Here is a 24,418-nt window from a genome sequence, read left to right on the forward strand (position 1 = left end):
TGCTCCTTGGGACGGCGTGCCGCGTCGTGCGGCGACGGACACAAATAATGCCCGGGTAAAATACTATCGTCAATATCACCCGGGCAAATTTATCCCTAGTGGAAATCCCGCGAACGCACGTCCAGCGACGACAACATCGACGACATGTCGATCAGCCGGTGCGCCACGAGGTGGCACACCCCATCCACCTGCTGCCACTGCCCTTCCACGGCCAGCAGGCGCGCTTCCAGGTAGATCCGTCGCTGGCGTTCGGCCACCTGGCGCCAGACCACCACGTTCACCGGCCCGTACTCGTCTTCGAGGGTGATGAAGGTGACCCCGCTGGCCGTCTGCGGCCGTTGCCGCTGGGTGACCAGGCCGGCCATGCGCGCCCGCGCGCCATGCGGCCGGGCCAGCAAATGGCGGGAATCGGTGCAGCCCGCCGCGCTCAGGCGCGCACGGAGCTGGCGGACGGGATGCGGGCCGAGCGTCAGGCCCACGCGCGCGTAGTCAGCCAGCGTGTCCTCGGCCTGCGACGGTGGAGGCAAGGCGACCGGCGGTTCTTCCGGGCTGGCATGCCCGAACAGCGGCAGCTGCGGCTCGATGCCGGCCATGGCCCAGCGGGCGCGATGCCGATGCCCCGCAAGGCTGCGCAAGGCACCCGCTTCGGCAAGTGCCTCCTGGTGATGCCGGTCGAGTCCCGCACGTCCGCAGAGGTCGGCCATGTCCATGAAGGGATGCTGCGCGCGTGCCGTCGAAAGTCGTCGCGCCGCATCTTCGCGACAACCGCGCACCTGCCGCAGGCCCAGTCGCAGTGCCAGCCCGCCCTTCGATGCCGGGTCGATTTCCAGCGTGTTGTCCCAGTCACTGTGGCGCACGTCCACCGCCCTCACCACGACGCCATGGCGCTGTGCGTCCTGCACGATCTGGCTGGGGGCGTAGAAGCCCATGGGTTGGGCGTTGAGCAAGGCGCAGGCGAAAGCGGACGGTTCATGGCATTTGAGCCATGAACTGGCATAGACGAGGCCGGCGAAGCTGGCGGCGTGGCTTTCGGGAAAGCCGTACGAACCGAAGCCCTTGATCTGTTCGAACAGGCGTGCGGCGAATGCTTCCGTGCAGCCGATTCGCAACAGGCCCTCGGTGATGCGGATGCGATGGGGTTCGAGACCGCCGTGGCGTTTCCATGCAGCCATGCAGCGGCGGAGGTTGTCGGCTTCATCGGGCGAATAACCGGCTGCCTGGATCGCCAGCTTCATGACCTGTTCCTGGAACAGGGGCACGCCAAGGGTTTTTGCGAATACCGACTTCAGTGCTTCGGCGTCCGCCGGGTAATCGATTTCCTCCTCGCCTCGCCGACGACGCAGATACGGATGCACCATGTCGCCCTGGATCGGGCCGGGACGCACAATCGCCACCTGGATCACCAGGTCGTAGAACTCCTTCGGCTTCAGGCGCGGAAGCATCGCCATCTGTGCACGGCTTTCGATCTGGAATACGCCGATGGTGTCGGCTTTCTGGATCATCGCGTAGGTGGCTTTGTCCTCTTGCGGAATGGTGGCCAGCGTCAGATCGTGTTTGCCATGCGCACGAAGCAGATCAAGACACTTGCGAATGCAGGTGAGCATACCCAGCGCAAGACAATCGACCTTGAGCAGTCCCATCTCATCGAGATCGTCCTTGTCCCACTGGATGATCGTGCGATCGGGCATGGCCGCATTTTCCACGGGCACCAGGCGTGACAGCGGCTGGTCGCAGATGACGAAACCGCCCACGTGCTGCGAGAGGTGGCGGGGAAAATCCAGCAGCTCGGCGGTCAGGATGAGTACCGTACGGATCAAGGGGCTTTGCGGATCGAAACCACGCTCGCGCAGTTGCTCGTCGAGCCGGGTTTCGCCATCCCACCAGGTACACACCTTCGCCAGCAGGTCGACCTGATCCGGCGGCAGGCCCATCACGCGAGCCACGTCGCGCACGGCGCTCTTGCTGCGATAGCTGATCACCGTCGCCGCCAGGGCCGCGCGTTCGCGGCCGTATTTTTCGTAGATGTGCTGGATGACTTCCTCACGCCGCTCGTGCTCGAAATCGATGTCGATGTCCGGCGGTTCCTTGCGCTCGCGCGAGATGAATCGCTCGGTCAGCAAGTCGAAGTTGGCCGGATCGACGGCGGTGACGCCCAGGGCATAACAGACGGCCGAGTTGGCTGCCGAACCGCGGCCCTGGCAGAGAATGTCCCTGCCCCTGGCAAAACGAACGATTTCCTCGACGGTAAGGAAGTAAGACTCGTATTTCAGATACTCCACGAGAGCCAGCTCGCTTTCGATCTGCTTCCTGACTTTCGCCTCGATACCGTCGGGCCATCGCCGCTTGATGCCTTCCTCCGTGAGATGGCGAAGCCAGCTGGTAGCGGTATGCCCCTGCGGCACGAGTTCGGCCGGGTAGCTGTATTTCAGCTCGCCCAGATCGAACTGGCAGCGTGCCGCCAGCCGGAGGCTTTCTTCCATGAGGTGTCCGGGATAGATCCCGGCCAGTGCCTCTCGCGTGCGCAGATGCCGCTCGCCATTGCGAAACAGCAGGTTTCCCGCTTCCGCCACCGTCTTGTGGTGACGGATCGCCGTGAGCACATCCTGCAAGGCACGCCGGCCACGCACATGCATATGGACATCGCCTGCCGCGACCGTACGAATACCCATGGATGAAGCCAGCGACTCCAGCTCACTCAGGCGACGTGCATCATCGGGACCGCGATGCAGTTCCACGGCCATCCACAGGCGCTCACCGAACAACGAACGAAGCCAACGGGCCTGTTCGCGATCGGGCACCGTATCGGGGAGCCATAGCGCCAGGGTTCCGGGCATGCCGTCTTGCAGGTCTTTCCGGAACAGCCGGTAATCGCCCTTCTCCGCCGCACGCCGCCCCTGCGTGATCAGCGAACACAGTGCGATATAACCCTCGATGGTTTCGCACAGCAGGACGACGCGCGGCCCGTCCAGAAGGTGGAACTCCGCGCCGACGATGAGTTTTACCCCTGTCTCCCGCGACGCCTTGCGCGCCCGCACGATACCCGCCAGCGAGCATTCGTCGGTGATGGCCAGCGCGGTATAGCCGCATTCTTTCGCACGCTCGAATAGTTCGCTTGCGCTGGACGCCCCTCGCTGGAACGAGAAATTCGACAGGCAATGCAGTTCGGCATAGGCACTCATGCAAACCACCCGTGCAGCATCCAGCGCCCCGGCTCGTCCGGCGCACGGTATACCCATGCACGCTGACCCTGTGCGGTACGCACGACGTAGTAATCGCGACGAATGTCGCCGTCCCACCAGCCGGTTTCCAGCCGTTCGGGGCCGCAGATGACGGCCGAGGGCGCATCGCGCAGCGGTATCGGGTGATCGAGCAGCCAGGTAGGCCGTGGCGATGTCTCGGGCGTTGGCACAGGCGCCGTGGGTTCGCGCGCCTGTGCATATTCCGGGCGCGGATCGACGGTGCGACCCAGCCGGTAGATCGCTTTTTCCCCAAGACGCGCAAGCAATCGTCCGCGTAACTGATCCAGTGGCATGGCGTTTGCCGGGCGCGTGTCGAACAGGTCGCGCCCTCCGGGGACAAAGGGCGGCAGTTCGCTGGCAATCAGTCGCATCGCCACCACGGATGACGGCAGCGCCTGGCGTTCCAGTCGCTCCCGTGCGCAGTCGAACAGCAGGCGTGCATCGCGTTCGGCGGCGAGCAGGCCTACGGGCATGCAGGTCGGTGGGCCGCTGCGATGTTCCAGTTCCACCACGAAACGTTGCACACCGCCATCGCGACCGGCGAGATACGCCGCCAAGTCGCCGGTGAGGCGGCGCAACGGAAATACCAGGGCTCCCGATTGCTCCACCTCGTGGGCCCACTCCATGCGCAGGTCCAGGCTGTCGGGTGGACGGAAGCTTTCCAGCGTCGCGGGCGCGTCGCCGACCAGTGCATCCATGTAGTCGAGCAGCATCGCACCGAAGCGCCGCTGCAATCCCGCTCGCGGCAGGCCCATGAGCTGCCCGAACGTGCGCACGCCCATGGACGCCAGTGCATCGGCCGCGCCCTCGGGCAGGCGCGCACGCTGCAAGGGCATGGGCGCAAGCGTGCGCCGCAGCTCATCGACCGAGGTGACCGCCAGCCCGTCACGCACACCCGCAAGCACGTGCGCCGCATGGGCGTTCGGGGCCAGCGTGATGCGATGACGAAAACCCTGGTCATCGAGACTGCGACGCAAGGCAGGCTCCATGTCCGCCCATTGCCCGAACAGCTTCAGGCTGCTGCCTGCTTCAAACACCACCGCATGAGGCAGCAAGGCGACATCGGAGCTGTAGCCGTAGGCCCAGGCGGCGAGCATGCGATGGGCACGCAGGGTCGCCGCCGGGTCGTATTCCACCATCTCGAATCGGTTGAGCAAGGCCTGCGCCGCGGAGAGACGCTGCCCGCGGTACACGCCTGCCGCACGTGCGGACAGGTTGGCCGCGACTACGATGCGTCCGTTGGCCGGGCCGCCCACCAGCACGAGCGGTTCATCCGATGGCGGCCGACCCCGAAGGACATCGTCCAGCGCCAGCTGCGGCAGCAATACACAGGCCCAGAGCATGGCGATGCCTCACGTCCAGCCGACGGGTACGGGAAATGCGGGTGCGTTGCCGCCACGGCACTTGTGCACGCGCACCTGCGATGCCGCGCCGGGCATCAGTTCGAGGCGAAGCGCGGCGGGAGATGCCTGCACGAGATGACGGCGATCACGAAAGGCAAAGGCCAGCGCCTTGCCGGTATCGGCCGCCACCTGCAAGCGACGCAACGCACGGTCATCGGCCTGGAACGGCCACGCCAGCACCGCGGCGCAGCTGCCCGAGCGCAGGCATTGTTCCGTAGCCCATAGCGCGTCGCGCGCATCGGCCTGCACGATGTCCACCTTCGACATGCGCACCCCGCCGGCTTCCCATCCCGGCACATAGGGCGTGTAAGGCGGCGCGACCACCACCACGGTGCGCCCGGCCTGCGTATGCCTTGCCAGCGTGGGCAGCAGCAATTGCAGCTCGCCCACGCCATCGGCCGGCAGCAGGATTTCCGTCATGGCCGCCGCAGGCCAGCCACCCGCAGGCAGGATCGCGTCGAGCATCGCCCAGCCCGTGGGTTCGTCGCCGGTCGTTACGGGCGTGGCCGTGCCCTGCCAGACCTGCCGGCCTTCGATCAGGGAACGCAGTGCGACGACGCTGCCCATGGCGATTCAGCGCAGGCTGCGCAGGCAACGGGTGACGACACCCCATATTTCCAGGGTTTCATCCTCGCGGAACACGATGGGCTTGAAGTGCGCGTTCTCGGGCAGCAGGGCCACCTTGCCCTCGATGCGGCCCAGACGCTTGATCGACAGTTCGCCATTGACGATGGCCACCACGATGTCCCCCTGCCGCGGCCGGAGTGCGCGATCAACCAGGACCTCGTCGTTATCGAAGATGCCTGCCCCGATCATCGACCAGCCGGACACCCGGATGATGAAGGTACTGGGTTCGTGCCCGGGCAGCACCAGATGGGTGTTGAGGTCCACGGCCTCGTCGGCATGGGCATCCGCCGCGCTGGGAATGCCGGCCGGCACGCGGCTGGTGAAGGCCGTGAGCGCCACCGTGGATGGGTCCAGCGACAACGGGCGCGGCGCGTCCAGCGCCGGCGGCTTCCGATAGGCGTCGAGATAGGCCAGCACGGCCGGCACCTGGCTCTCGGGCACACGAATACGCTGGCTGGGCTCACCGACCGGACGGCCGGCGCCTGGGCGGGATCCACCGTGGTCGGAGGGGGGCATGGGCAGCGATCTTGATTAGCGGGACGGAATTCAAGATACCACCGCTTCATCTCAGCGCGTGAGATATCGCCAGGCGGTGGTCTGTAGGAGCGCGCCTTGCGCGCGACCGGCATCGCGACAATCCGGTCGCGCGCAAGGCGCGCTCCTACATGAGCCTGGCTTCCGTGCTCCGGCATGCAGGTTCATCGGGTGAGACGGCGCGGTGATAAAGTGGCTCGTCACCCAGTCAGCCCTCGTCGCCATGCTCGATGTCCACGCCATCGCCGTCGTTTTCTCCGTCTACGTGGTCGGCGTCGTGATACCTGGCCCGAATTTCGTCGCCGTCGCGCACAAGGCTGCGTCAACGACAGTCCACGAAGCGCTCGGCACGGTGCTTGGTATCGTGCTGGTGAACCTGCTCTGGGCCAGCTGCGCAATCCTCGGTATCGGCATCGTCTTTGCCGCGTTTCCCTGGATCGCGCTCGCCGTGAAACTCGGTGGTGCTGCCTACCTGATCTGGTTCGGCGGGCGACTGATTGTCCGGGCGGGTTCGCAAGCCGTGATGGTAGAAGCCTCACGGACCGGCGGCATGCGCCGCGCGATCCGCGAAGGCATTGCCACGAACCTGGTCAATCCCAAGTCCATGGCGTTTTTTGCGGCGGTATTCGCGGCGGCGGCTCCTCGCCACGTATCGGTGCCTACCTTCCTGGGCATGCTGGCCACCGTGTGCGTGGTGGCAACCACCTGGTACGCCCTCGTGGCGGTACTTTTCGCCACCCCGCGGGTTGCTGCCCGCTATCGCCAGCACAAGGCATGGATGGATCGCGCGTGCGGCTCGATCATTGTCGCGCTGGGCATTCGCCAGCTCGCCCGCTGAACCGGACAGCCAAAGACCTCAGGTCGATGCCGCCCGGGCCGGGAACCCGGTGCTGGTTTCGAACTCGGCGATGGGGCGGGAGGTTTCCGTGAGGGAGGACAACGGCACCCGCTCGGCCACGCCCATGAGGCGCACCCGCAGGGCGCTGATCTCGCGCACGCGCTCGGAGGCCTCGAAGGAATATTCGTCGGTCATCTCGAAAGCGGCGACCACGTCGCCCTCTGCACCCCGCATGATCCATGGGCGCCGGGCCGTGATGAGGCCCGCCTTCTGCAAGGCTTCGTAGATATCCAGCAGGATCGAGACGACCAGATCCGTGCGCCCCGGGAAGGGCCGGTAACCAACGATGATCGACGTGGCCATGCGCCTGCCCCGCATGATTGGATTCACCCGATTGTTCCGCTTACAGCGCCGACGTCAAGCCGAATCCTGGGCGGAATCGGCAAGCTTCGTCATTGCAGCTCGCGAACCACCCGGAAGCCCACGCGCGCGCTGCGCACATCGGCCGCGGCGCCCTGGCGATATGCCGATCGGACCATGTCTGGCGCACTGCCCCAGGAGCCGCCACGGATCACGCGGCGGTTGCAGCCCGGGTTGACCCAGGCCTCGGCGTTGCGGGGAGCGCGGATGTAATTATCGTGCCAGCAGTCGGCCACCCACTCGGACACGTTGCCGCCCATGTCGTAGAGGCCGAACGGATTCACCGCGAAGCTCATGACCGGTGCAGGGCCCCAGTAGCCGTCCTTGTATCCGCTGAAGGCGTTGCTCCAGCGACGTCCCGACGCCGAGCGGTCGTTGCCGCCCGTGAGGTTTTCCACCTTCGACGTGGGCGTGCCGTCGCCCCACCAGTAACGCGTGGTGGTGCCTGCACGCAGTGCGTATTCGAATTCGGATTCGCTGGCCAGGCGGTATTTCTTGCCGGTGCGCTGCGACAGCCACTCGGCGTACGCCTTTGCGTCGTTCCACGACACGTTCACCACCGGCAGGCGCTCCTGACCCGGTTTGCCCGCGTAGTCGTCCTGCCATGTGGCCGCGCTGTCGTCGCGAAGTCCGCCGCTGGCCTCGTCATAGACACTGCCACCCTGAAGCGATTGCGACTGGGGCACATAGCCGCTCGCACGGACGAAGTCGCGGAACTGGCCGATGGTGACGGAGCTGCGCGCCATCGCGAAGCCCTTGTCCACATCCACCTCGTGCAGGGGCGATTCGTTGGCATCGTGGCCGCGCTCGCCATCCGGGGAACCCATGAGGAACTTGCCGGTGGGCACCACCACCATGGGCGGCGCCTGGCCGTTGGTGTCCACGAAGCGGTCGACGAAGACCTGGCCCGGCTTGTAGCTCGCATAGACGCGGGCATTGGTGAGGCGTTCGTTGAAGTCGTCGATGCCGGCGACATCGGGGCTCACCTGCTGAGCCTTGGCGGCCAGCTGCTGGGCCAGCTCAAGGTTGCCGGAATCCAGCGCCGAACGGGCCTGGGCAAGCACGCCGCTGGCGTTCTGCCGACGCATGCCCTCCACACGACCCCGGGTGTCCTGCAAGGCCTGCGACTCGGGCTCGATGGTGGCCGCCTCGGCCAGCGCGGCATCGGCGGCGGCAAAGTCATCCTGCGCCACGGCCGCCAGCGCCTTGTCGAGCACCGAGCGCTGCACCTGGGCCATGCCCTGCGTGGCGACGGCGTTGTCCGGATCCAGCTCCAGTACCTGGCGATAGGTGTCCAGCGCGCTGTCGCCACGCGGCTGGCTGGCCTTGCCGTCCTGCAGCTGCGAGGCGGCCTTGCCCAGCAGTGGCCGCACCTTGTCGAGCACGGCCAGCTTCTGTTGCAGGGGGCCGACGTCGCCGGCGCTGTCCGGCAGTGCCTTCAGCGCAGCCAGCGAGTCTCGCGCCGCATCGCCGTCGCCCAGCACGATGTCCTGCTCGATCTCTGCCGCCAGCCGCCCGCGCACCTCATCCAGACCAGCACGGGCGCGCTGGCTGTCGTCCTTCTCCTTGAGCGCGGCGAGGAAGAGCGCGGAGGCGCTGTCCTTGCCACCGACGAGACGATCGGCCGCCAGCGCCTTGTCGGCGCGATCCAGCAGGGCCGTCAGTTCGGGCGAGTCGGGGGTTTTCTGGGCCGGCAGCGGGGCTTCGTTCGTCTTGCCGCGCTTGCGGGCCGCAATGACCGACGTGGAAGCCAGCATGATCGGCGGACCGGCATCCAGCTCGGACGCCATGGCGGGGGCCGCCGCCTGCGGACGCTGGTCGAAGCCCATGGTCGTGGCCTGTCCACGCAAGGTGGAACGCGGCGTGTTCTGGCTGGGCTGGACGTGCAGCAGCTGCGGAAAAAAGTGGTAGAACAGCGCGAACGCGAGCACGGCCACGCCCAGGGCACCACCAATGGCGCGCTGTCGGCGGACGGTCTCGGTATTGGGCATGGTGGGCTGTTCCGCGTGGGCCTGCTATCGTGCGCCGTCACCATAGGGAATCACGCACGACAGGGCAACCTCGAAGAGCGTACGTCCCTCGTATCATTAAGGACGCATGCATGCTTTCGAGCGACCTCGCTCCCAACGCTCCCTGGATCGACCGCGCCGATGCGCTGGCCGACTGGCTCGCACCTGTCGGCCCTCATGCCATCGTCGGACTCGATACCGAGTTCATGCGGCGCAACACCTTCTATCCGCAGCTCGCCTTGCTCCAGCTGGCACACGAAGGCCGCTACGCGCTGATCGATCCGCTCGCCTTTCCGCTGGACGGCACCCTGCTGGCGACCTTCGCGGCGCAGCCGACGGTCACCGTGATGCACAGCGCAGGCGAAGACCTCGAAGCCCTCTCGCCCTTCCTCCCGGAAGGGCCGCACACGCTGTTCGACACGCAGATCGCCGCGGCCTTTGTCGGCATGGGCCTGGGCATCAGCTATCGCGCACTGGTGAAGGAACTGGTGGGCGACGAACTGGACAAGGGCGAGACGCGCAGCGACTGGCTGCAACGTCCGCTCACCGATTCGCAGAAGTTGTACGCCGCGCTCGATGTGGTGCACCTGCATCCGGTACACGCCATCCTCAGCGAGCGCCTGGCGGCGCGTGACCGCGCGCAATGGCATGCCGAGGACTGCGCCCGCATGAAGCGTCGTGCCAGCCAGCGCGAGGGTGATCCGCAGCCACAGCGCGGCTACAAGCCGGCCGCCGAATGGGCGCCTGAGAAACAGGCCCTGCTCCGCCGCGTGCTGCGCTGGCGCGAACTCACCGCACGTACGATCGACAAGCCCCGCTCCTGGCTGCTCGAAGACACCCACGCCCTCGACCTCGTCGACCGTCCGGCCGCTTCGCTCAGTGTCGTGGAAGAGCGCACGCGCGGTACGCGTGCGCTGCGTTCACAGCAGCGCGAAGAATTGTTCCACCTGCTCCAGCGCCCCGTGGAAGCGGTGGAAATCGAGGAGACCGCGCCAGTCCTGGGGCACCCGGTGGGCGATGCCAAGCGTGCCATCAACGATATGCGTACCGTGGTCGACCACATCGCCACCGAACTCGACCTGCCACCCGGCCTGCTCTGCTCGCGCAAGTCGCTGGAAGAATTCGTGATGGGCGGCGGCCACTGGCCCGACTCCCTCGACGGCTGGCGCCGGGGCGTGCTGTTCGACAAGCTGTCGGCCTTGCTGCCCGGCTGAGCCGGGCAGCCACGGGTATCAACCCTTGGGGCAGGATGTGCGTGCGGTATCGGCCACCGACGAGATACGCCAGTTGCCATCGATGCGCACCAGGGTTACCACGTTGCTGCCGCAGTGGTGCACCTTGTCGTCGATAAAGAAGGTGTAAGGCGCCCAGATCACCGCCACGTTGTCGTCGATGCGGATTTCCGGGTTGTGGATCTGCTCAAGCAGCTTCTCCGTCCCGGTCTTCGGCAGGCGCGCGAGGAAGGCATCCAGATCAAGTTCCAGCGGCTTCCCCTCGCGCATGAGCGTGGCATGGAAACTCGGCAGCGCCTGGTCGCGCATCATCTGCTGGTCGCGCTTGGCCAGGCCGTCGAGAAGGAGCTGCAGCGGGCGGTAAGCCGCCTGTTCCTGCGCGTTCATGGCATGGGCCTGGGATACGGGAAGAAGACACGCCGCGGCGACGGCGACACAACAGGACAGGGTAAGCAGGCGCGGATACCGGAACACGGCAAACCTCCAGGGACGGGCGATGGAAAGGCGGCAGATGATCGGTCGGGACGGCATGCGAGGGCTTTCACATAACCAGCGAAAACCGCCATTTCAACGCGACGCCCGCCCGGGCCAGGGATACCCAGGACAACACCAGCGCCATGGCGCCCGTAAAACCCGATGAGCGCAGGAGCGTCCGGCGCCGCTGATCGACGTGCTCGTTCATGTGCACTACCTCTTGATCGGGAAGCGTGGTGGTCGGAATAGCACATCGCCGGGGCCGTTGCAGCATGGGTGAGCGAAGGCAAGGCCCCGCCGATCAAGGCCCTATTTCACGCACCGGAGGCTGTTGGCAGCTGCCGGGATCGCTGATATGATCCCGGGCTCGTGGGGCGGTAGCTCAGCTGGGAGAGCGTCGCGTTCGCAATGCGAAGGTCGGGAGTTCGATCCTCCTCCGCTCCACCAATCATTCCAGACAAAAAGCCCTGGCATTGCCGGGGCTTTTTGCTGTTGGCGATATCCCTGCCTCAGCTCCCGGCCAGCCTCTTGTCGATGCCCGCATAGAAATCCCGGTATGCCCCCGGATCACTGACAATCGACGTCCGTGCATCACCCTTGCTGTCCCACACCGTCAACCGGAAGCGCGTCCGTAGCTTGACCGTGCGCCCTTCGGATTCGGCGGCGATAAAAGCCTCGGTGCTCTGGTGATCCGCCTTGGCCGGAAGCGGAACGCCCCGGGCCTTGAGCACGCCACGCAAGATCTCCCGGCGAGTGGTGACGAGTGTTTCGTCGTGGCGGGCGTTTATCTGGTGAAACTCGGAATCGACCTCGACCGAGGCATAGCCCTCCTGTGCGAGCACGGCCGCCGCTGCGGCAAGCACCTTGCCTGTATCTTGCGAGACGTAGCTATGGTCGCGTGCCTGCTCGAAGGCCTGGCGCTCCTGCGGGGTCTGCGGCACGACGACCTGGGTAGAGCTGAAACGCAGAAAGTGTCCGCCGGACCCCGTGACTTCCGGAGCGGGCGCGGCATCCTGGGCCAGGGACGCCAGGGGACATAGCGCTGCCGCCAGCATGGCGGCCTTCCATCGCAAGGCATTCCGGAACACGGTGCGCTCCCTTCAGGTGATCGGATTCGGCGCGAGTCTATGCCAGATCAGGTAACCGTATGCTTACCGTAGTGCCGGTCCGCCGGAATGGGCAGCCGCCCTTGTAGGAGCGCGCCTTGCGCGCGACCGGTACAACGCAATGCGTTCGTAAACACCGGCACGCCACGACACATCCGGTCGCGCGCGAGGCGCGCTCCTACACGGGTGGCGGAATCGTCCGGTGCCCCGGCGTCTGGCCGGGGCACCGGTGGCATCAGATTCCGAAGTCCAGGTTCATCTGCACCCACAGCTCACGCCCGAGGGCGTTGTAGTTGGTGACGTCGAAGTACGGCCAGTCGCCGTTCGTTATGTCTTTCGGCGGACGCTTGTTGAAGATGTTGTTTGCCGAAAAGGTGATCGATGCCATCGGATTGAAACGGAACGTCGTCGAGCCGTTCCAGCGAATCCACGGCGGCAGGTTCTTCGCGGTGCCGATGTGGTTCCACATGTGGCCGTCGCGCTGGCCGTAGATCGTGCTGCTCCACGAGCCGATGCTCCAGGTCAGGTTACCGCTGACCCGGCTTTTGAACTCGTTGGAGTTCGCACAGCACAGGTAGTTCTGGGTCGGGTCGCCTTCTTTCTCTTTGTCCGTATGGGTGAGCGCGTCGTAGTAGCTCACGCCAAGCACGAAATCACCGAAGCGCCCTGCCCTCCAACGATAATCCACCTGGGACTGGATACCCGTCTGCCGCTCGCTCGCCACGTTGATGGGATACGTAGACACGCCCAGCACGGCATTGGGCGCGATGGGGTCGGTCGAGGGGCGGCGGCTCACTTCGCCGAGCACTTCCTGGCAAGTCGGCGAATTCATGTCGTAGCCGGTCTGGCCGTTCTCCGACGTGCCCAGCCGGCAGTTCGCTTCCGTGGTCAGAATTTCGTCGGTGCCAAGGGTGCGTACCTCGTTCTTGATGACCACCGCGTTGTAGTCCACCGACCAGCTCAGCGCGTTGTCGGGCGTGGACCAGACGAAGCCATAGGTGAACGATTTCGCGGTGATGTCCTTCAGCTTCGTATTGCCACTGGAGGTGGAAAGCACCGCAAGGCCCGACTGCGGGCAGTCGTTATAACTGCTGGAATTGAAGCCCGCGAGGCGACACTGATAATAGTCGGTGTTGGTGGTATAGCCGCTGGAATGCGCGGAGAACAGGTTGAACATGTTCGGCGCACGGAAGGCCGTGGCATAGCTGCCACGCAGCAGCAGCGTATCGAGCGGGCGGTATTCGAGGCCCAGCTTGTAGGTGAGCTTTCCATTGCCCTGGCCGGCGTAGTTGTACTTGTCCCAGCGACCCGAGACATTGGCCGTCAGCTTGTCCAGCAGGGGTACCTGGAATTCGGTGCCGAAGGCCGTCGAATCGCGGCTGCCCTTGGCAACCGTGGAACCGGTCTGTCCACGGAAGTAGCCCTCATCGGCCAGTTCACTGGCGGAGCGGTTCTGGAAGTGCTCGTGCCCGCGCTGCGCGATCACGGCCATGCCCACGTCACCGGCAGGCAGCTGGAACAGGCTGGGATTGGTCAGCGTGATGGAGAAGCTCTGGTTCCAGGACTGCGACGCTGCACGATTGAGTGCGCTGAAACTATTGTATTGCGCCCGGTCGACAGGCACGTACAAACGGTCGAGGTTCGGCGCAAAAATCGGATATCCGCTCGCATCCGTACCCAGCTGCGGCCCGAGGTAGTAATCGTCTACGCCGTTCTTCGCAAGGAAGTCGGTGGACTTGCGTACCAGGCTCGTCTGCGAACGGTTGAAATAGATGTCGTAGTCGAATCCGGTATCGAACAGCGGTCCCTTGCCACCCAGCGTGAAGTTATAGCTATGCGTGAAGACATGCTGGTCTTTCGCATCGAGCCCGACTTCCTCCGGCCCGAAGATCCTCTGCCAGGTCTCGTAGTGGCCGCTGGTCTGGTTGTAGAACGTCTGGTTCCAGGACGGGCTGCCACCGGAATAGGTCGGGTTGCTGTAGCTGTAGAGAATGTCGGAATACAGCTCGGTTTCCGGCGTGAAGTGATAACGCAGGAACATCGCACCGTTGAGGTCGGTTTCCTTGTTGCTCAGCGTCGTGTAGCTGACGTTGTTCGGCGTACCGCAGTAGTGGCCCAGGCCCGCACCACTGCGATAGCTATACGCCGTGGTGTTGCCGTACAGATAGGAAAGGTTGTTGCAGGTGGCCGCGCCCGGGTCTACGTAATGCTTGTTGTCGCCGAGCTCCTGGCGCAGGAAGGTACGCGACGGCACCGCTCCCTTCCCCGTGGGATCGTCGTAATACGAATCAATGTAATCGCGCTGGTAGGCCCACACGGGAGTCTGCTTTTCCAGCTGTATGCCACCGGAGATATCAAGGTCTCCCCAGCGGGTGCCGCTGTTGATCTGCAAGCGCTGGTTTTCACCGCCGCCATCGGAATAGCCGCCCATGCGGAAATTGACATGGGTGCCTTCGATGTGGTCCTTCAGCACGATATTGACCACGCCCGCGATGGCCGATGATCCGTACACCGACGACTGCCCGCCTGTCAGCACGTCGATATGGTCGATGAGGCCCACCGGGATATTCGCGATATCGGTGATGTTGGTGCCGCCGTTATAGGCCAGCGGGTAGCTCGCCATGGGCCGGCCATTGAGCAGGGTCAGGGTGTATTCGGGCGGCAGGCCCAGCAGGCTCACGGTCTTGGCACCCGGCGTATAGCCTCCGGTGAACTGGCCGTCCTGTACCGAGCCGTTCGCGATGGGCAAGGCGCGCAACGCATCGAACGTGCTGCCGAAACCCTTCTGCTCGATGTCTTTTGCGGTGATCGTGACCGAGGGCGACGGCCCTTCGATCTGCGCGCGGGGAATCAGCGAGCCCGTCACCGTGACCGCCTGCATCTTCGTGGCGTGGGCGGCGTCATCGCCCGCGGCCTTCCCCTTGATCTTCACTGTCTTGTCGCCAGCCTGCTCGTCCTTCGAGGCGCTGCCCGACGCATCGCTGGCGACTGTCTGCAAGGCATGCGCCGACGGAGCCAGCAGCAGCGAGGCCACCACCAGGCTCAAGGTCTTCAGTTTCATATGTGACAACCCCTATCGCTGAATATGTTTTTCAGGACAAGCGCTCCCGTCGCCGCTCTCGCGTCGATGCGGAAAACACCCGTGGAGCCCACGCGCACCTACCCGGCGCGTCGGCGTTGCACCCCAACTACCTGGTCAACAAAATCATTCAGTGCGGCCCTGGCCCCTGCCCGGACCCGGATCATCAAACATGCGGCTTGCATCCCTCAGCACCTGCCAGACGGGAACACCAGTGCATCGCAATAGGCGCGAAGACGGAACCGCTTATCGATTAGCGGACAACCCACTCCCCGCGGGCGGTCACGTATCCCTGAGCGAACGATTTAAATCGTTCCAAATCGAGATTATGAAGGTTTCGTTACCTTGTCAATTGGCGGCGCAGCAAGGCGGCTTATAACCTGGTCGCTCCCCTGAAGACACGCCACATGTCGCCGATCCACGTCGTTTCGCCGCCAGGAGAGCGGAGGCCGGTCAATAGAAAGCATGGCTGCGCCTGACCACGCAAGAACAACGCGTATTCGGCAGAATGCCTGCATCCGGGTTGAAGGACGCCACCCCCACGTTGAATCGTGGCAATATTGAGTGGAAATTTTTCTTACTTCTGGCTGGGGAGGCAGGTGTGAAGGGAAGCACAGCGCAAGGGAATGTGAGCGCGATTCATTGGGCGCACTGGGGGCAACACTTCGCCATCGCCGCTGCGTATGCCGCGTGCTACGAGCTCGCGCGTTACGTCTCGTTCCAGCAATGGTTGCTTACCGCCGGGTTACGGCTCGCCTGCCTGCTTCTGCTACCCATCCGATTCTGGCCGGCATTAGCTCTCGGTGAAGGCCTGCCATTGCTTGAAGATGCCATTCTTTGCGCATCGAAGTTCGGCACGGGTTGGGCACTTGCGCAATCTGTACCCATGGTCGTGCTCTGGATGGCGTTGCTGAAGCCGATGCGTCATCGATGGGAGCTATATGACGCCAGTGGACATGTGCGGATGCCCATGATCCTGGCTGCCACCCTTGGCACATCGATCATCACTGCCATCTCGACCATCATCCGGGTGATGCTCGCGTTGCAGAACACGCCCGAGAAATGGGCTTCTATCGTGCCACGCGACTACTTCTTCGCTTACCTTCTGGGAGCATATCTGGGAGCCTTGACCCTGACGCCTCTCGTACTTGCCCTGCGGGAACGGATGCATGCTCATCGAGGTGAGATCATTTCCCTGGCAATGATCTGGCGCAACTCGCTTTTGCAGGACACGCTTCGCTGGGTAGTGCCGACGCTCGTCGGACTCGTATGGATCGTGCTTTCTACGCAGGACGAGGGCATTCGCCAGATTGCGCGCTTCGGTTTGATATGGCCCGTTATCGGGCTGTTCTGGCGCTATGGCTGGCATGGCGCAGCCGTGGGTGGCATGGCCGCCAGTATTGCCCTCGCCATAACGGCGCAAGGCCCCCTAGATCCCGCTGCGATCAGGATTCAGGTCATACTGGCACTGACGATTTCCAGCTGCCTCTGGCTCGGTGCACTTGCGTCACGCCGCGCCAGAGTTCTCACCGCTTCGGCTTCGCTGAAGCGGTGAGTTGATAATTACTGCAGCTGGATAGAGCACTTGGTCGGATCGTCGCAGGTTGACGCTGCCGTCAAACGAGCGGCGCCATTACCCTGCGGAGCGACCGAAATACTCAGCGCCTCATCCCGATAAACCTGCTCACCTGCGGGCGCGGAGGCAGTGTTGCTGCTGGTCACCCAGCGCCCGGCATCCACGCCAATGGGCAGATCCAGAACGCTGTCGGCAGCGGTATAGGCGATCGCGCCGCGTACCGTGCCACTGGCATCGTTGACCTGGACATAACGCACGCCCTGCTTCTGAAATACGTAGACGTGATAGTGCGGCGTGGTGCTGACATCCGCTGTGCTCGGCCAGGATTGTCCGAGGCCCGTCGTGACCGGACCGGCCGCCATCACGGCGGTGGTAGAGAACAAACCCGCGAATCCTGCTGCCAGCAAACCAGAACGACTGCGCATAAACCTTCCTCCATGCGGTTGGGAATCGGTAGAGTAGTCGTCAATATAGGCCCTGCCCAGTCCCCTGCGCACAGGGATTCGGCGCAAGCCACGCCAGCATGGATGGCAATCTGGGGCCTATTCCATGACACCGCTTCCGATTCGGGATACAACCACCGGAAGTCCGCCTCTGCACAGCACCATCGTTACGTCATGAATGCCACGAAGACACCCCAGGCCTCCGTCCTCTTCATCTGCACCGGCAATATATGCCGCTCACCCACGGCCCATGCGCTGCTCGTCCACAAGGCGGCGGCCGCAGGGTTGACGCTGGAAGTGGATAGCGCGGCGGTCACCGATTCAGAGCTGGGCAATCCACCGGATGCCCGTTCCCTTGCGGAACTGCGTCGGCGAGGGATACCCATGCCGGCGCACCGGGCGCGACGGGTAACCGCGGACGATTTCCGCCGTTTCGATCTCGTGGTGGGCATGACCGCCGCACATGTCGCTACGCTCAACCGGATCGCGCCGGATGCTGCGCACAAGATCGGGCTGATGATGGTCCACTCCGCCGATCACGGCGCCATCGACGTACCCGATCCGTGGTATGGCACGCGAACAGACTTCATCGAAGTATTCGACATGCTCGATGTCGCGGTGGATGGCCTGCTGGATTCGCTCCGCCGGAATCACCCGCAGGTCAGTTGAGGGCGCTGTCGCGCCCCTGGTCATCGGCAGCCGGCAACAAGCCGGCCAGCAGCCAGCGGGCGCTGTCGCCGGGGCGGTCGCCATGGTGCAGCTCCACGCCGTACTGGCGCGAGAACAGCAGCAGGCCGAAATCCACCGTCCGGCCGCAGAGCGCCAGCACAAGGCAAAGCACGGCTTTCATCGCCCCCGCCTTCCGGCATCGATGGCACGAAGCACGCGAACCAGGGCGGCGCCCTGTCCGGTGGCAATGGCGCGCTCCGCGGTCAGGCCGTCCAGCTCGCGGATGGGGTCGTGGAGGAACCACTCGGTGCGCAACGCGACATCGGGCTCGATGCGTGCGGCAATGATCATGGCCCGGGCGGCGGGATTGCGGGGGAGCCGGCGGACGGAGGTGCGGACAAGGGCGGCGTTCGGCATGACGGTCGGACCGGGGGAAGTTGCCGGGAAGTCTGCGCGTCGACTTTATCCTGCGTTTGTCCACATTGCGTCCATGGGGTCACTTTGTGTCTGCCTTGAAATAAATGACTTATGTGTCCCCAGGGGCTATAACGGCGCTGTTTTTTCCTGTGGGTGCAAAGATCGTGCGACGTATCCTGGTGGTGGACGATGACGAGGAAATCGGTGACCTTTTGCGCCGCTTCCTCGAACGCAACGGCTTTGCGGTGGACGTGGCCATGTCGGGCGTGGCCATGGACGAGTATCTGGGTCGCGGCGATTACGACCTGATGACGCTCGACCTCATGCTGCCCGGCGAGGACGGCTTATCGCTCTGCCGTCGCGTTCGCGCGAAGTCGGCCCTGCCGATCATCATGCTCACGGCCACGGGTGCCACATCCGAGCGCATCGTGGGCCTGGAGGTGGGTGCGGACGACTATCTCGCCAAGCCCTTCGACCCCCGCGAGTTGCTGGCGCGTATCCGCGCGATCCTGCGCCGTGCAGAGGCCACCCAGAACGCCGCATCCGGTACGACCCGCGCCTGCATCCGCTTTGCCGGCTGGAGCCTCGACGTGGCGCGCAGGGAGCTGCGCGCCACGGATGACACGCTCGTGCCCTTGTCCGGAGGCGAATTCGACCTGCTGCTGGCCTTCGTGGAGCATCCGCAGCGGGTGCTTACGCGTGAGCAGCTGATCGACCTCGCGCGCGGCAGCCGCCACGAAGCCTTCGACCGCAGCATCGACGTGCAGGTGAGCCGCCTGCGCCGCAAGTTCGGTGCCGATTCGCATGCGCCGGAGCTGATCCGCACCATCCGCAACGTGGGCTACATGTTCGTCGTGCCCGTGGACGCCGCATGAGCCGTCTGCGCTGGCGCCTGAATACCCTTGCCGGCTGGCTCATGGCGAACATCATGGCCGCCATCGGGCTGCTCATGCTGCTCAATGCGCTGGTGATTCTCTTTGTCAGCGTGTGGACACGACCCACGTTCACGCAGAGCGGCATGGCCGAACAGATGGGCCTGGTACAGCGCGCCGTCGATGCCACGCCGGTCGAACACCGCAAGGCGCTGGTAGCCACCCTCGCCTCGCATACGCAGTATGGGATTCACTGGTATCCGGACCGCGCATCGGTGCCGATGCCGCATATCGACCATCCGGACAAGGCGTTTCCCGAACGGATGCAGGAAATCCTCGGCAAGCGCGCCGTCGAAGGCTTCGACCCGAACACCGACGACCCCGGCACCACGGGCCAGACCCATTACATGCTGGCCATCCAGATCAACGACGGCAGCTGGATCACCTTCGACACGGCCACGCGCATCTGGGGCCTCGATCCCTTCACCCAGCTCCTGGTAATCAGCCTGTTCGCGCTGTTTTCCGGCGTGGTCGTGGCCGCGTTTGCGAGCCGCCGCCTGTCCCGACCGATGAACCTGCTCGCGGGAGCAGCGGAACGCTTCGGCTCCGACGTGCAGTCGCCGGCCATCCATCCCGAAGGGCCGCATGAAATCCAGGTGGCGATGCGCGCCTTCAACGAGATGCAGGGGCGCATCCAGCGCTTTGTCCGTGACCGTACCGAAATGCTCGCGGCCATCTCACATGATCTGCGTGCACCACTGACCCGCATGCGCCTGCGCGGGGAATACATCGACGATGCGGACCAGCAGCGCCGGCTGTTCAACGACGTGGACGAGATGCGTGCCATGGTCGATGCCGCGCTGGCGTTCTTTCGCGGCGATGGCGAAGAAGAACCCATGACCCGGTTCGATCTGACCGCCCTGGTCCATACCGTCATCGACGACTGTCGCGACGAAGGCGCCGACGTGAGTTACGAAGGCCCGGAGCGAATGATCTACGAAGGACGACCCAAGGCGCTCAAGCGCGCCATCGTCAACCTCGTGGGCAACGCCGTGCGCTATGGCAGCAAGGTGTGCGTTTCGCTCGACGAATTCGATGGGCAGGTGCGCCTGCGTATCACCGACCGGGGCCCTGGCATCCCGGAAGCGCTGCACGAGACCGTGTTCCGCCCCTTCTTCCGCGCCGAAGGCTCGCGTAATCGCCACACAGGCGGCGTCGGCCTGGGCCTGCCCACGGCACGCAACATCGTCCGCGGCCACGGAGGCGACATCACCCTGCGCAACCTGCCGCAGGGCCTGGAAGCCAGCCTCTGGTTGCCGGGGTCGCCCCGTCCAAACTGAACGAAATCGGCAAGTCCTACACATCTTGTCAACGGAGAATCGCCAGAATTGCCGATAACGCGCAGGCACCAAGGTGCCCAAGCGCGATCCAGGCGGCCTTGGGCCGCCCCTTGGAGGTCGGCAGGCGATGAGCGATACCGGGATGGCGACGCGTGGACGTCGCACAAGCAGGGAGGCGGCATGGATGCATCGCTGATGCACTCGCTCCTCCAGTACGCTTTCTTCTATCCCTGGGTGATGTCGCTGCTGTGGATGAGTGGCGGCCTGATCTACTTCGTGCGTACCGAGCGCCACGCCGGGGATCGCGAGCACCCGCCCCTGCTGGACGACTATCCCTTTGTCACCCTGATCGTGCCCTGCTTCAACGAAGGCGCCCAGGTACGGGAAACCATCGCCCACCTCTCGACCCAGCGCTGGCCTGACTTCGAGATCATCGCGGTGAATGACGGCTCGTCCGACGACACCGGGCCGATCCTGGACAGCCTGCTCCATGAGCATCCGCGCCTTCGCGTGATGCATATGGAATCCAACCACGGCAAGGCCATGGCCTTGCGTGCCGCCGCCCTGGCGGCACGCGGCGAGTTCCTCGTCTGCGTGGATGGCGATGCCCTGCTCGACGACTATGCAACGCACTGGATGGTGTCCCACCTGGTGGGCTCGCCACGCGTGGGCGCCGTCACCGGCAACCCGCGCATCCGGAATCGATCGACTCTGCTGGGCAAGCTCCAGGTCGGCGAGTTTTCGTCGATCATCGGACTGATCAAGCGCGCACAGAGCGTCTATGGGCGCATCTTCACGGTGTCGGGGGTGATCGCCGCGTTCCGCCGCAGCGCCTTGCACGATGTCGGCTACTGGCATACCGACATGGTCACCGAAGATATCGACATCAGCTGGCGCCTGCAGATGCGCCACTGGCAGATCCGCTACGAGCCCAACGCCCTGTGCTGGATCCTCATGCCCGAAACGCTGCGCGGCTTGTGGAAACAGCGCCTGCGCTGGGCCCAGGGCGGCTCCGAGGTGTTGCTGCGCCACGGCCCCGCCTTGTTCCGCTGGCGCCAGCGCCGCATGTGGCCACTGGCCATCGAGTATGTGATGAGCCTGGTCTGGTCGTATGTGATGGGCGCGATCATCGTGCTCTGGGCACTCGGGGAGATCACCGATGTGCCGCCACCTTTTCACGTCGGCACCCTGTTCCCCCAATGGCATGGCGTGGTGCTGGGCGTGACCTGCCTGGTGCAGTTCATGCTGAGCCTGATGGTGGACCGCCGTTACGAAGCCGGCATCGGCAGGCACTATTACTGGATGATCTGGTATCCGCTGGCGTACTGGACCATCAACACCGTCACCTCCATTGCCGCACTGCCCCGTGCCATCACACGGCGCGAAGGCGTGCGCGCGACCTGGGTCAGTCCGGACAGGGGCATCCAGTGAAAGCCGAGCCGATCCTCATCGAGCGTCCCGAACGCCAGTCCTGGCCCCGGCGCATCGTCTATGCGGTGCTGACCGTGATCGCCTGGGTAGCCTGGGGCCTGCTCTGGCTCCCCGCCCTGCATCGCCTCGCCCGGGAATGGGGCCTGCCTTCGCGCTATGCCCGCTGGATTCCCGATGTGGTGTTCAGCGGACTGGGCGACCTGGCGGGCATCGTCTGGCTGGCACCGCTGAGCCTCGTGGTCTTTCTGGCCTGGTCGCTCTACGAAGGCAGGCGCCGGACCGGAGGTGAACGCCGCCGCCGCGCGCAGCCCGTAGCGCTTCCCGCGACAGCGGAGTCCCTGGGCACGAGCGTGGCGGAAGTCGCATGCATCCAAAACAGCCGTCGGGCCGTATTACGTATCGACGACGAAGGCGGTATAGGGGTCGCGACAGCAGAACCAGCCTCTCTACATGATGATTCATCATCACGACAAGAGCGCCAGTTCACATAAATCGAAAGTTGTTGCAGCTTTGTTAGGTTCGTTGCCTATACCATGCGCATGGACCGTCGGCAGACCAGGGGATGGACGGTCCGACTCTCAACGCCGTTTGCCGGGAATGGATATCCGGCTTCGCCGATAGCAGGTCAACTGGCAGGATGGGACTGACTTCGACGATACCTCCGCGCAGCACGCGCGTGCCCCGGGCAAGGCTTTGCCTGGCGCTGATCATCGCTTTGCATGGCCCACTGGCCCTCGCCTCCACGAATACAAGCGAACGCGACGCCCTCATGGCGAAGGTGCGCGCCGAACGTGAACAGGGGCACCGGGTGGATGCGCTTGCGCATTGCCAGGCGATCCTCGACCGCTGGCCCGACGACCGGGAGGCCCGCGCGATGAACGTGACGCTGCTGACCGAGCTTGGCGCCACGACCCGTGCACGTGAGCTGGCCGCAGAGCTCGACCCGCCACTGAGCGAGGCCGCTCACTTCCACCTGGAGACCGATCAGGTCGGTCACGAGATCCGCTGGGCAAACGGCGAGCCCGCCGATCCGCGCCAGCCTTACGCCGAAGCGGATCGCGCGGTGGACGATGCGCGCCGACTCACCGACGACGCCTCCCTGTCCGGCGACCTGCGTCGCCGCGAGCAGCTCGACCTGCTGGTGGCGCTTGACCAGGCCGGCCGCAGTGCCGAGGCCGTGCAGCGCTATGACGCGATGAAGAAGGATGGCGTCACCCTGCCGGCCTACGTCGAGCGCCCGCTTGCCGATGCCTTGCTGGTGCAGCGCCGTCCGGCCGAGTCGGCGACGATGTTTGAAGACTCGATCGCGAAAGATCCCGGCCCTTACGATCCCGCCGAGAGCGAGCCGCGCATCGGCCTGATGTACGCCTACCTGGAATCGAATCAGACCAGGAAGGCATTCACTACCATCGACACGCTGGCAGCGAAGGAACCGGCCTGGATCCGCGTGCCCGGCATCCGCCTGCCCGTGCAGAATCCGCGCAAGGTCGACGCCGAACTCAATGCCGCCGTCGTACGTGAATACGTGAACATGCCGGCCGAGGCGTATGACCGGCTCGTGCCGCTCAGTAATGAAGCGCCCGCCAATGCGCAGATACGCCGCGAACTGGGCATGACCGAGCTGGCCCGTGGCTGGCCACGCCTGGCGGAGCAGGATCTCAACATCGCCGGCACCCTCGACGAACGCGACGTCGGCGCCTACATCGGCCAGGCCGATGCAGCACGTGCGCTCTACGATTACCAGGACGTCGACGAAAACCTGGCCATCGCCCGTTCGCTGGCCGACCGCAACGGCCGCGTCGAACGCGCCGAGCAATCCTGGGAACGCGAAAAGGGCTGGCAGTTCGACATCACCACCGAGCGTGGCAAGGGCTCCAGCCCCGACTACGGCGACCGCGACGGTGCCACGCAGGCCACCATTGCCAGTCCGCTCATCGACAATCACTGGCGTGTACTCGCGCTCGGTCGTTACTCCACGGCCGACCTGCCCGAGGGCGACGTGCGCCGCACCCGCTTCGGTCTGGGCGTGCGCGGTTACTGGCGCGGTATCGAGGCCTATGTACAAGCCCTGCCCTCCAGCGACCGCTACGTAGGCAAGACGGCACTCGAAGCCGGCGTGAACTGGGCCATGACCGACCGCTGGCTGCTCAACGCCGACTTCAGCACGGCCGGCGAAGACACGCCGCTGCGCGCGCAGTACTACGGCATCTCGGCCAAGACACTGAGCACCGCCGTCACGTGGCGAGCGAGCGAGCTGTTCCAGGCGAAGCTGGGCCTGTCACGCGACAACTTCAGCGATGGCAACAAGCGCACCGGCTGGCTGGCCACGATCACGCAGCGGCTGCACACCGCGCCGAACCTCACCATCGATGGTGGCGTGGAGGTCGGCGGCTCGATGAATACGCAGACCGACCGGCCGTACTTCAACCCGCGCCGCGACAACAGCTACGCCATCACCGGCCGCCTCGAAAACGTCATCAGCCAGTTCTACGAGCGCTCGCTTACCCAGCGACTCGACGTGGCCTTCGGCCAGTACGACGAAAAGGGCTATTCCAGCGACTGGATGGCCACTGTCCGCTACGGCCAGTTCTTCCAGCCCCAGCAGGGTTTCCGGCTGGGCTGGGGCGTGTCCTGGCACAACCAACCTTACGACGGCCGTCGCGAGCACCGCGTCGTCCTCGACCTGACCCTGCACTGGGGAGACTGACG

The 24,418-nt window shown here is 64.7% G+C and carries 22 protein-coding genes and 1 tRNA gene; 10 read left to right on the top strand and 13 right to left on the bottom strand.

Annotation, left to right across the window (positions count from 1 at the left end):
* Positions 1-95: 95 nt before the first annotated feature.
* From KR767_RS19580 to KR767_RS19595, 4 genes are read right to left on the bottom strand one after another with little or no spacing between them, the layout of a single operon-like run.
* A complete protein-coding gene (locus KR767_RS19580; RefSeq protein ID WP_250877507.1) occupies positions 96-3,179 on the bottom strand; it encodes an error-prone DNA polymerase in 3,084 nt (1,027 codons plus the stop codon).
* Positions 3,176-4,582 carry a Y-family DNA polymerase gene (locus tag KR767_RS19585; RefSeq protein ID WP_250877508.1) on the bottom strand — a complete coding sequence of 469 codons (1,407 nt, stop codon included), beginning with the start codon at positions 4,580-4,582 and terminating at the stop codon, positions 3,176-3,178. Before KR767_RS19585 ends, KR767_RS19580 begins: the two co-directional genes overlap by 4 nt.
* A 9-nt stretch (positions 4,583-4,591) precedes the next feature.
* On the bottom strand, positions 4,592-5,209 hold the full coding sequence (imuA, locus tag KR767_RS19590) for a translesion DNA synthesis-associated protein ImuA (RefSeq protein ID WP_166948862.1): 618 nt from the start codon (positions 5,207-5,209) through the stop codon (positions 4,592-4,594).
* A 6-nt stretch (positions 5,210-5,215) separates the two neighbouring features.
* Positions 5,216-5,785, bottom strand: coding sequence for a LexA family protein (locus KR767_RS19595; protein ID WP_250877509.1), 570 nt, complete (start codon positions 5,783-5,785; stop codon positions 5,216-5,218).
* Between the two features lie 202 nt (positions 5,786-5,987).
* Here KR767_RS19595 and KR767_RS19600 point away from each other — a divergent pair, with 202 nt between their 5' ends.
* On the top strand, positions 5,988-6,641 hold the full coding sequence (locus KR767_RS19600) for a LysE family translocator (protein ID WP_250877510.1): 654 nt from the start codon (positions 5,988-5,990) through the stop codon (positions 6,639-6,641).
* A gap of 18 nt (positions 6,642-6,659) precedes the next feature.
* Here KR767_RS19600 and KR767_RS19605 read toward each other — a convergent pair whose 3' ends face one another.
* Together KR767_RS19605 and KR767_RS19610 are read right to left on the bottom strand one after the other, a co-directional pair.
* The gene (locus KR767_RS19605; protein WP_166948858.1) at positions 6,660-7,004 is read right to left on the bottom strand and encodes a hypothetical protein; all 345 of its coding nucleotides are present in this window, start codon (positions 7,002-7,004) and stop codon (positions 6,660-6,662) included.
* Positions 7,005-7,093: 89 nt separating this feature from the next.
* Positions 7,094-9,052: a formylglycine-generating enzyme family protein gene (locus KR767_RS19610; protein WP_250877511.1), complete on the bottom strand. Its 1,959-nt coding sequence runs from the start codon at positions 9,050-9,052 to the stop codon at positions 7,094-7,096.
* Positions 9,053-9,162: 110 nt separating this feature from the next.
* Between KR767_RS19610 and KR767_RS19615 the strand changes: the two genes are divergently transcribed.
* On the top strand, positions 9,163-10,284 hold the full coding sequence (locus KR767_RS19615) for a ribonuclease D (protein ID WP_250877512.1): 1,122 nt from the start codon (positions 9,163-9,165) through the stop codon (positions 10,282-10,284).
* A gap of 18 nt (positions 10,285-10,302) precedes the next feature.
* On the opposite strand, the gene KR767_RS19620 is transcribed toward KR767_RS19615, so the two are convergent.
* Both KR767_RS19620 and KR767_RS19625 read right to left on the bottom strand, forming a co-directional pair.
* Positions 10,303-10,833: a nuclear transport factor 2 family protein gene (locus KR767_RS19620; RefSeq protein ID WP_166948852.1), complete on the bottom strand. Its 531-nt coding sequence runs from the start codon at positions 10,831-10,833 to the stop codon at positions 10,303-10,305.
* A gap of 10 nt (positions 10,834-10,843) precedes the next feature.
* Complete coding sequence (locus KR767_RS19625; protein WP_250877513.1) at positions 10,844-10,984, bottom strand: hypothetical protein; 141 nt, start codon at positions 10,982-10,984, stop codon at positions 10,844-10,846.
* A gap of 163 nt (positions 10,985-11,147) precedes the next feature.
* Here KR767_RS19625 and KR767_RS19630 point away from each other — a divergent pair.
* Positions 11,148-11,223 (top strand) — tRNA-Ala (locus KR767_RS19630).
* Positions 11,224-11,285: 62 nt separating this feature from the next.
* On the opposite strand, the gene KR767_RS19635 is transcribed toward KR767_RS19630, so the two are convergent.
* The gene (locus tag KR767_RS19635) at positions 11,286-11,864 is read right to left on the bottom strand and encodes a hypothetical protein (RefSeq protein ID WP_166948848.1); all 579 of its coding nucleotides are present in this window, start codon (positions 11,862-11,864) and stop codon (positions 11,286-11,288) included.
* Between the two features lie 253 nt (positions 11,865-12,117).
* Positions 12,118-14,943, bottom strand: a complete 2,826-nt coding sequence (locus KR767_RS19640) for a TonB-dependent receptor plug domain-containing protein (protein ID WP_250877514.1) — start codon at positions 14,941-14,943, stop codon at positions 12,118-12,120.
* Between the two features lie 541 nt (positions 14,944-15,484).
* Here KR767_RS19640 and KR767_RS19645 point away from each other — a divergent pair.
* Positions 15,485-16,516: an MASE1 domain-containing protein gene (locus KR767_RS19645; RefSeq protein WP_250877515.1), complete on the top strand. Its 1,032-nt coding sequence runs from the start codon at positions 15,485-15,487 to the stop codon at positions 16,514-16,516.
* An 8-nt stretch (positions 16,517-16,524) separates the two neighbouring features.
* On the opposite strand, the gene KR767_RS19650 is transcribed toward KR767_RS19645, so the two are convergent.
* A complete protein-coding gene (locus KR767_RS19650) occupies positions 16,525-16,962 on the bottom strand; it encodes a hypothetical protein (protein ID WP_250877516.1) in 438 nt (145 codons plus the stop codon).
* Positions 16,963-17,154: 192 nt separating this feature from the next.
* On the opposite strand from KR767_RS19650, the gene KR767_RS19655 reads away from it, so the two are divergent.
* Positions 17,155-17,649, top strand: a complete 495-nt coding sequence (locus tag KR767_RS19655; RefSeq protein ID WP_250877517.1) for a low molecular weight protein-tyrosine-phosphatase — start codon at positions 17,155-17,157, stop codon at positions 17,647-17,649.
* On the opposite strand, the gene KR767_RS19660 is transcribed toward KR767_RS19655, so the two are convergent.
* Together KR767_RS19660 and KR767_RS19665 are read right to left on the bottom strand one after the other, a co-directional pair.
* Entirely contained in the window at positions 17,642-17,830 is a 189-nt protein-coding gene (locus KR767_RS19660) for a hypothetical protein (protein ID WP_250877518.1), read from the bottom strand. The genes KR767_RS19655 and KR767_RS19660 overlap by 8 nt on opposite strands.
* The gene (locus KR767_RS19665; RefSeq protein ID WP_250877519.1) at positions 17,827-18,066 is read right to left on the bottom strand and encodes a hypothetical protein; all 240 of its coding nucleotides are present in this window, start codon (positions 18,064-18,066) and stop codon (positions 17,827-17,829) included. The genes KR767_RS19660 and KR767_RS19665 overlap by 4 nt, the downstream gene beginning before the upstream one ends.
* A gap of 164 nt (positions 18,067-18,230) precedes the next feature.
* Between KR767_RS19665 and KR767_RS19670 the strand changes: the two genes are divergently transcribed.
* From KR767_RS19670 to pgaA, 5 genes are all read left to right on the top strand, one after another.
* The gene (locus KR767_RS19670; RefSeq protein ID WP_166948834.1) at positions 18,231-18,941 is read left to right on the top strand and encodes a response regulator; all 711 of its coding nucleotides are present in this window, start codon (positions 18,231-18,233) and stop codon (positions 18,939-18,941) included.
* Complete coding sequence (locus KR767_RS19675) at positions 18,938-20,278, top strand: ATP-binding protein (RefSeq protein ID WP_166948832.1); 1,341 nt, start codon at positions 18,938-18,940, stop codon at positions 20,276-20,278. Before KR767_RS19670 ends, KR767_RS19675 begins: the two co-directional genes overlap by 4 nt.
* A 180-nt stretch (positions 20,279-20,458) precedes the next feature.
* Entirely contained in the window at positions 20,459-21,709 is a 1,251-nt protein-coding gene (gene pgaC / locus KR767_RS19680) for a poly-beta-1,6-N-acetyl-D-glucosamine synthase (protein WP_250877520.1), read from the top strand.
* Complete coding sequence (gene pgaD / locus KR767_RS19685) at positions 21,706-22,200, top strand: poly-beta-1,6-N-acetyl-D-glucosamine biosynthesis protein PgaD (protein WP_250877521.1); 495 nt, start codon at positions 21,706-21,708, stop codon at positions 22,198-22,200. The genes pgaC and pgaD overlap by 4 nt, the downstream gene beginning before the upstream one ends.
* Before the next feature lie 146 nt (positions 22,201-22,346).
* Complete coding sequence (gene pgaA / locus KR767_RS19690) at positions 22,347-24,416, top strand: poly-beta-1,6 N-acetyl-D-glucosamine export porin PgaA (RefSeq protein ID WP_250877522.1); 2,070 nt, start codon at positions 22,347-22,349, stop codon at positions 24,414-24,416.
* The last annotated feature ends 2 nt before the right edge of the window (positions 24,417-24,418 follow it).

Origin of the sequence: Luteibacter anthropi, assembly GCF_023699965.1 — a bacterium.
Lineage (GTDB): Bacteria > Pseudomonadota > Gammaproteobacteria > Xanthomonadales > Rhodanobacteraceae > Luteibacter > Luteibacter anthropi.

Bases quoted from the DNA above. Each gene is read 5' to 3' on its own strand.
- KR767_RS19580 (WP_250877507.1), bottom strand. From the start codon at position 3,179: ATGAGTGCCTATGCCGAACTGCATTGCCTGTCGAATTTCTCGTTCCAG.
- KR767_RS19585 (WP_250877508.1), bottom strand. From the start codon at position 4,582: ATGCTCTGGGCCTGTGTATTGCTGCCGCAGCTGGCGCTGGACGATGTC.
- imuA (WP_166948862.1), bottom strand. From the start codon at position 5,209: ATGGGCAGCGTCGTCGCACTGCGTTCCCTGATCGAAGGCCGGCAGGTC.
- KR767_RS19595 (WP_250877509.1), bottom strand. From the start codon at position 5,785: ATGCCCCCCTCCGACCACGGTGGATCCCGCCCAGGCGCCGGCCGTCCG.
- KR767_RS19605 (WP_166948858.1), bottom strand. From the start codon at position 7,004: ATGGCCACGTCGATCATCGTTGGTTACCGGCCCTTCCCGGGGCGCACG.
- KR767_RS19610 (WP_250877511.1), bottom strand. From the start codon at position 9,052: ATGCCCAATACCGAGACCGTCCGCCGACAGCGCGCCATTGGTGGTGCC.
- KR767_RS19615 (WP_250877512.1), top strand. From the start codon at position 9,163: ATGCTTTCGAGCGACCTCGCTCCCAACGCTCCCTGGATCGACCGCGCC.
- KR767_RS19620 (WP_166948852.1), bottom strand. From the start codon at position 10,833: ATGCCGTCCCGACCGATCATCTGCCGCCTTTCCATCGCCCGTCCCTGG.
- KR767_RS19625 (WP_250877513.1), bottom strand. From the start codon at position 10,984: ATGAACGAGCACGTCGATCAGCGGCGCCGGACGCTCCTGCGCTCATCG.
- KR767_RS19640 (WP_250877514.1), bottom strand. From the start codon at position 14,943: ATGAAACTGAAGACCTTGAGCCTGGTGGTGGCCTCGCTGCTGCTGGCT.
- KR767_RS19650 (WP_250877516.1), bottom strand. From the start codon at position 16,962: ATGCGCAGTCGTTCTGGTTTGCTGGCAGCAGGATTCGCGGGTTTGTTC.
- KR767_RS19655 (WP_250877517.1), top strand. From the start codon at position 17,155: ATGAATGCCACGAAGACACCCCAGGCCTCCGTCCTCTTCATCTGCACC.
- KR767_RS19660 (WP_250877518.1), bottom strand. From the start codon at position 17,830: ATGAAAGCCGTGCTTTGCCTTGTGCTGGCGCTCTGCGGCCGGACGGTG.
- KR767_RS19665 (WP_250877519.1), bottom strand. From the start codon at position 18,066: ATGCCGAACGCCGCCCTTGTCCGCACCTCCGTCCGCCGGCTCCCCCGC.
- KR767_RS19675 (WP_166948832.1), top strand. From the start codon at position 18,938: ATGAGCCGTCTGCGCTGGCGCCTGAATACCCTTGCCGGCTGGCTCATG.
- pgaC (WP_250877520.1), top strand. From the start codon at position 20,459: ATGGATGCATCGCTGATGCACTCGCTCCTCCAGTACGCTTTCTTCTAT.
- pgaA (WP_250877522.1), top strand. From the start codon at position 22,347: ATGGGACTGACTTCGACGATACCTCCGCGCAGCACGCGCGTGCCCCGG.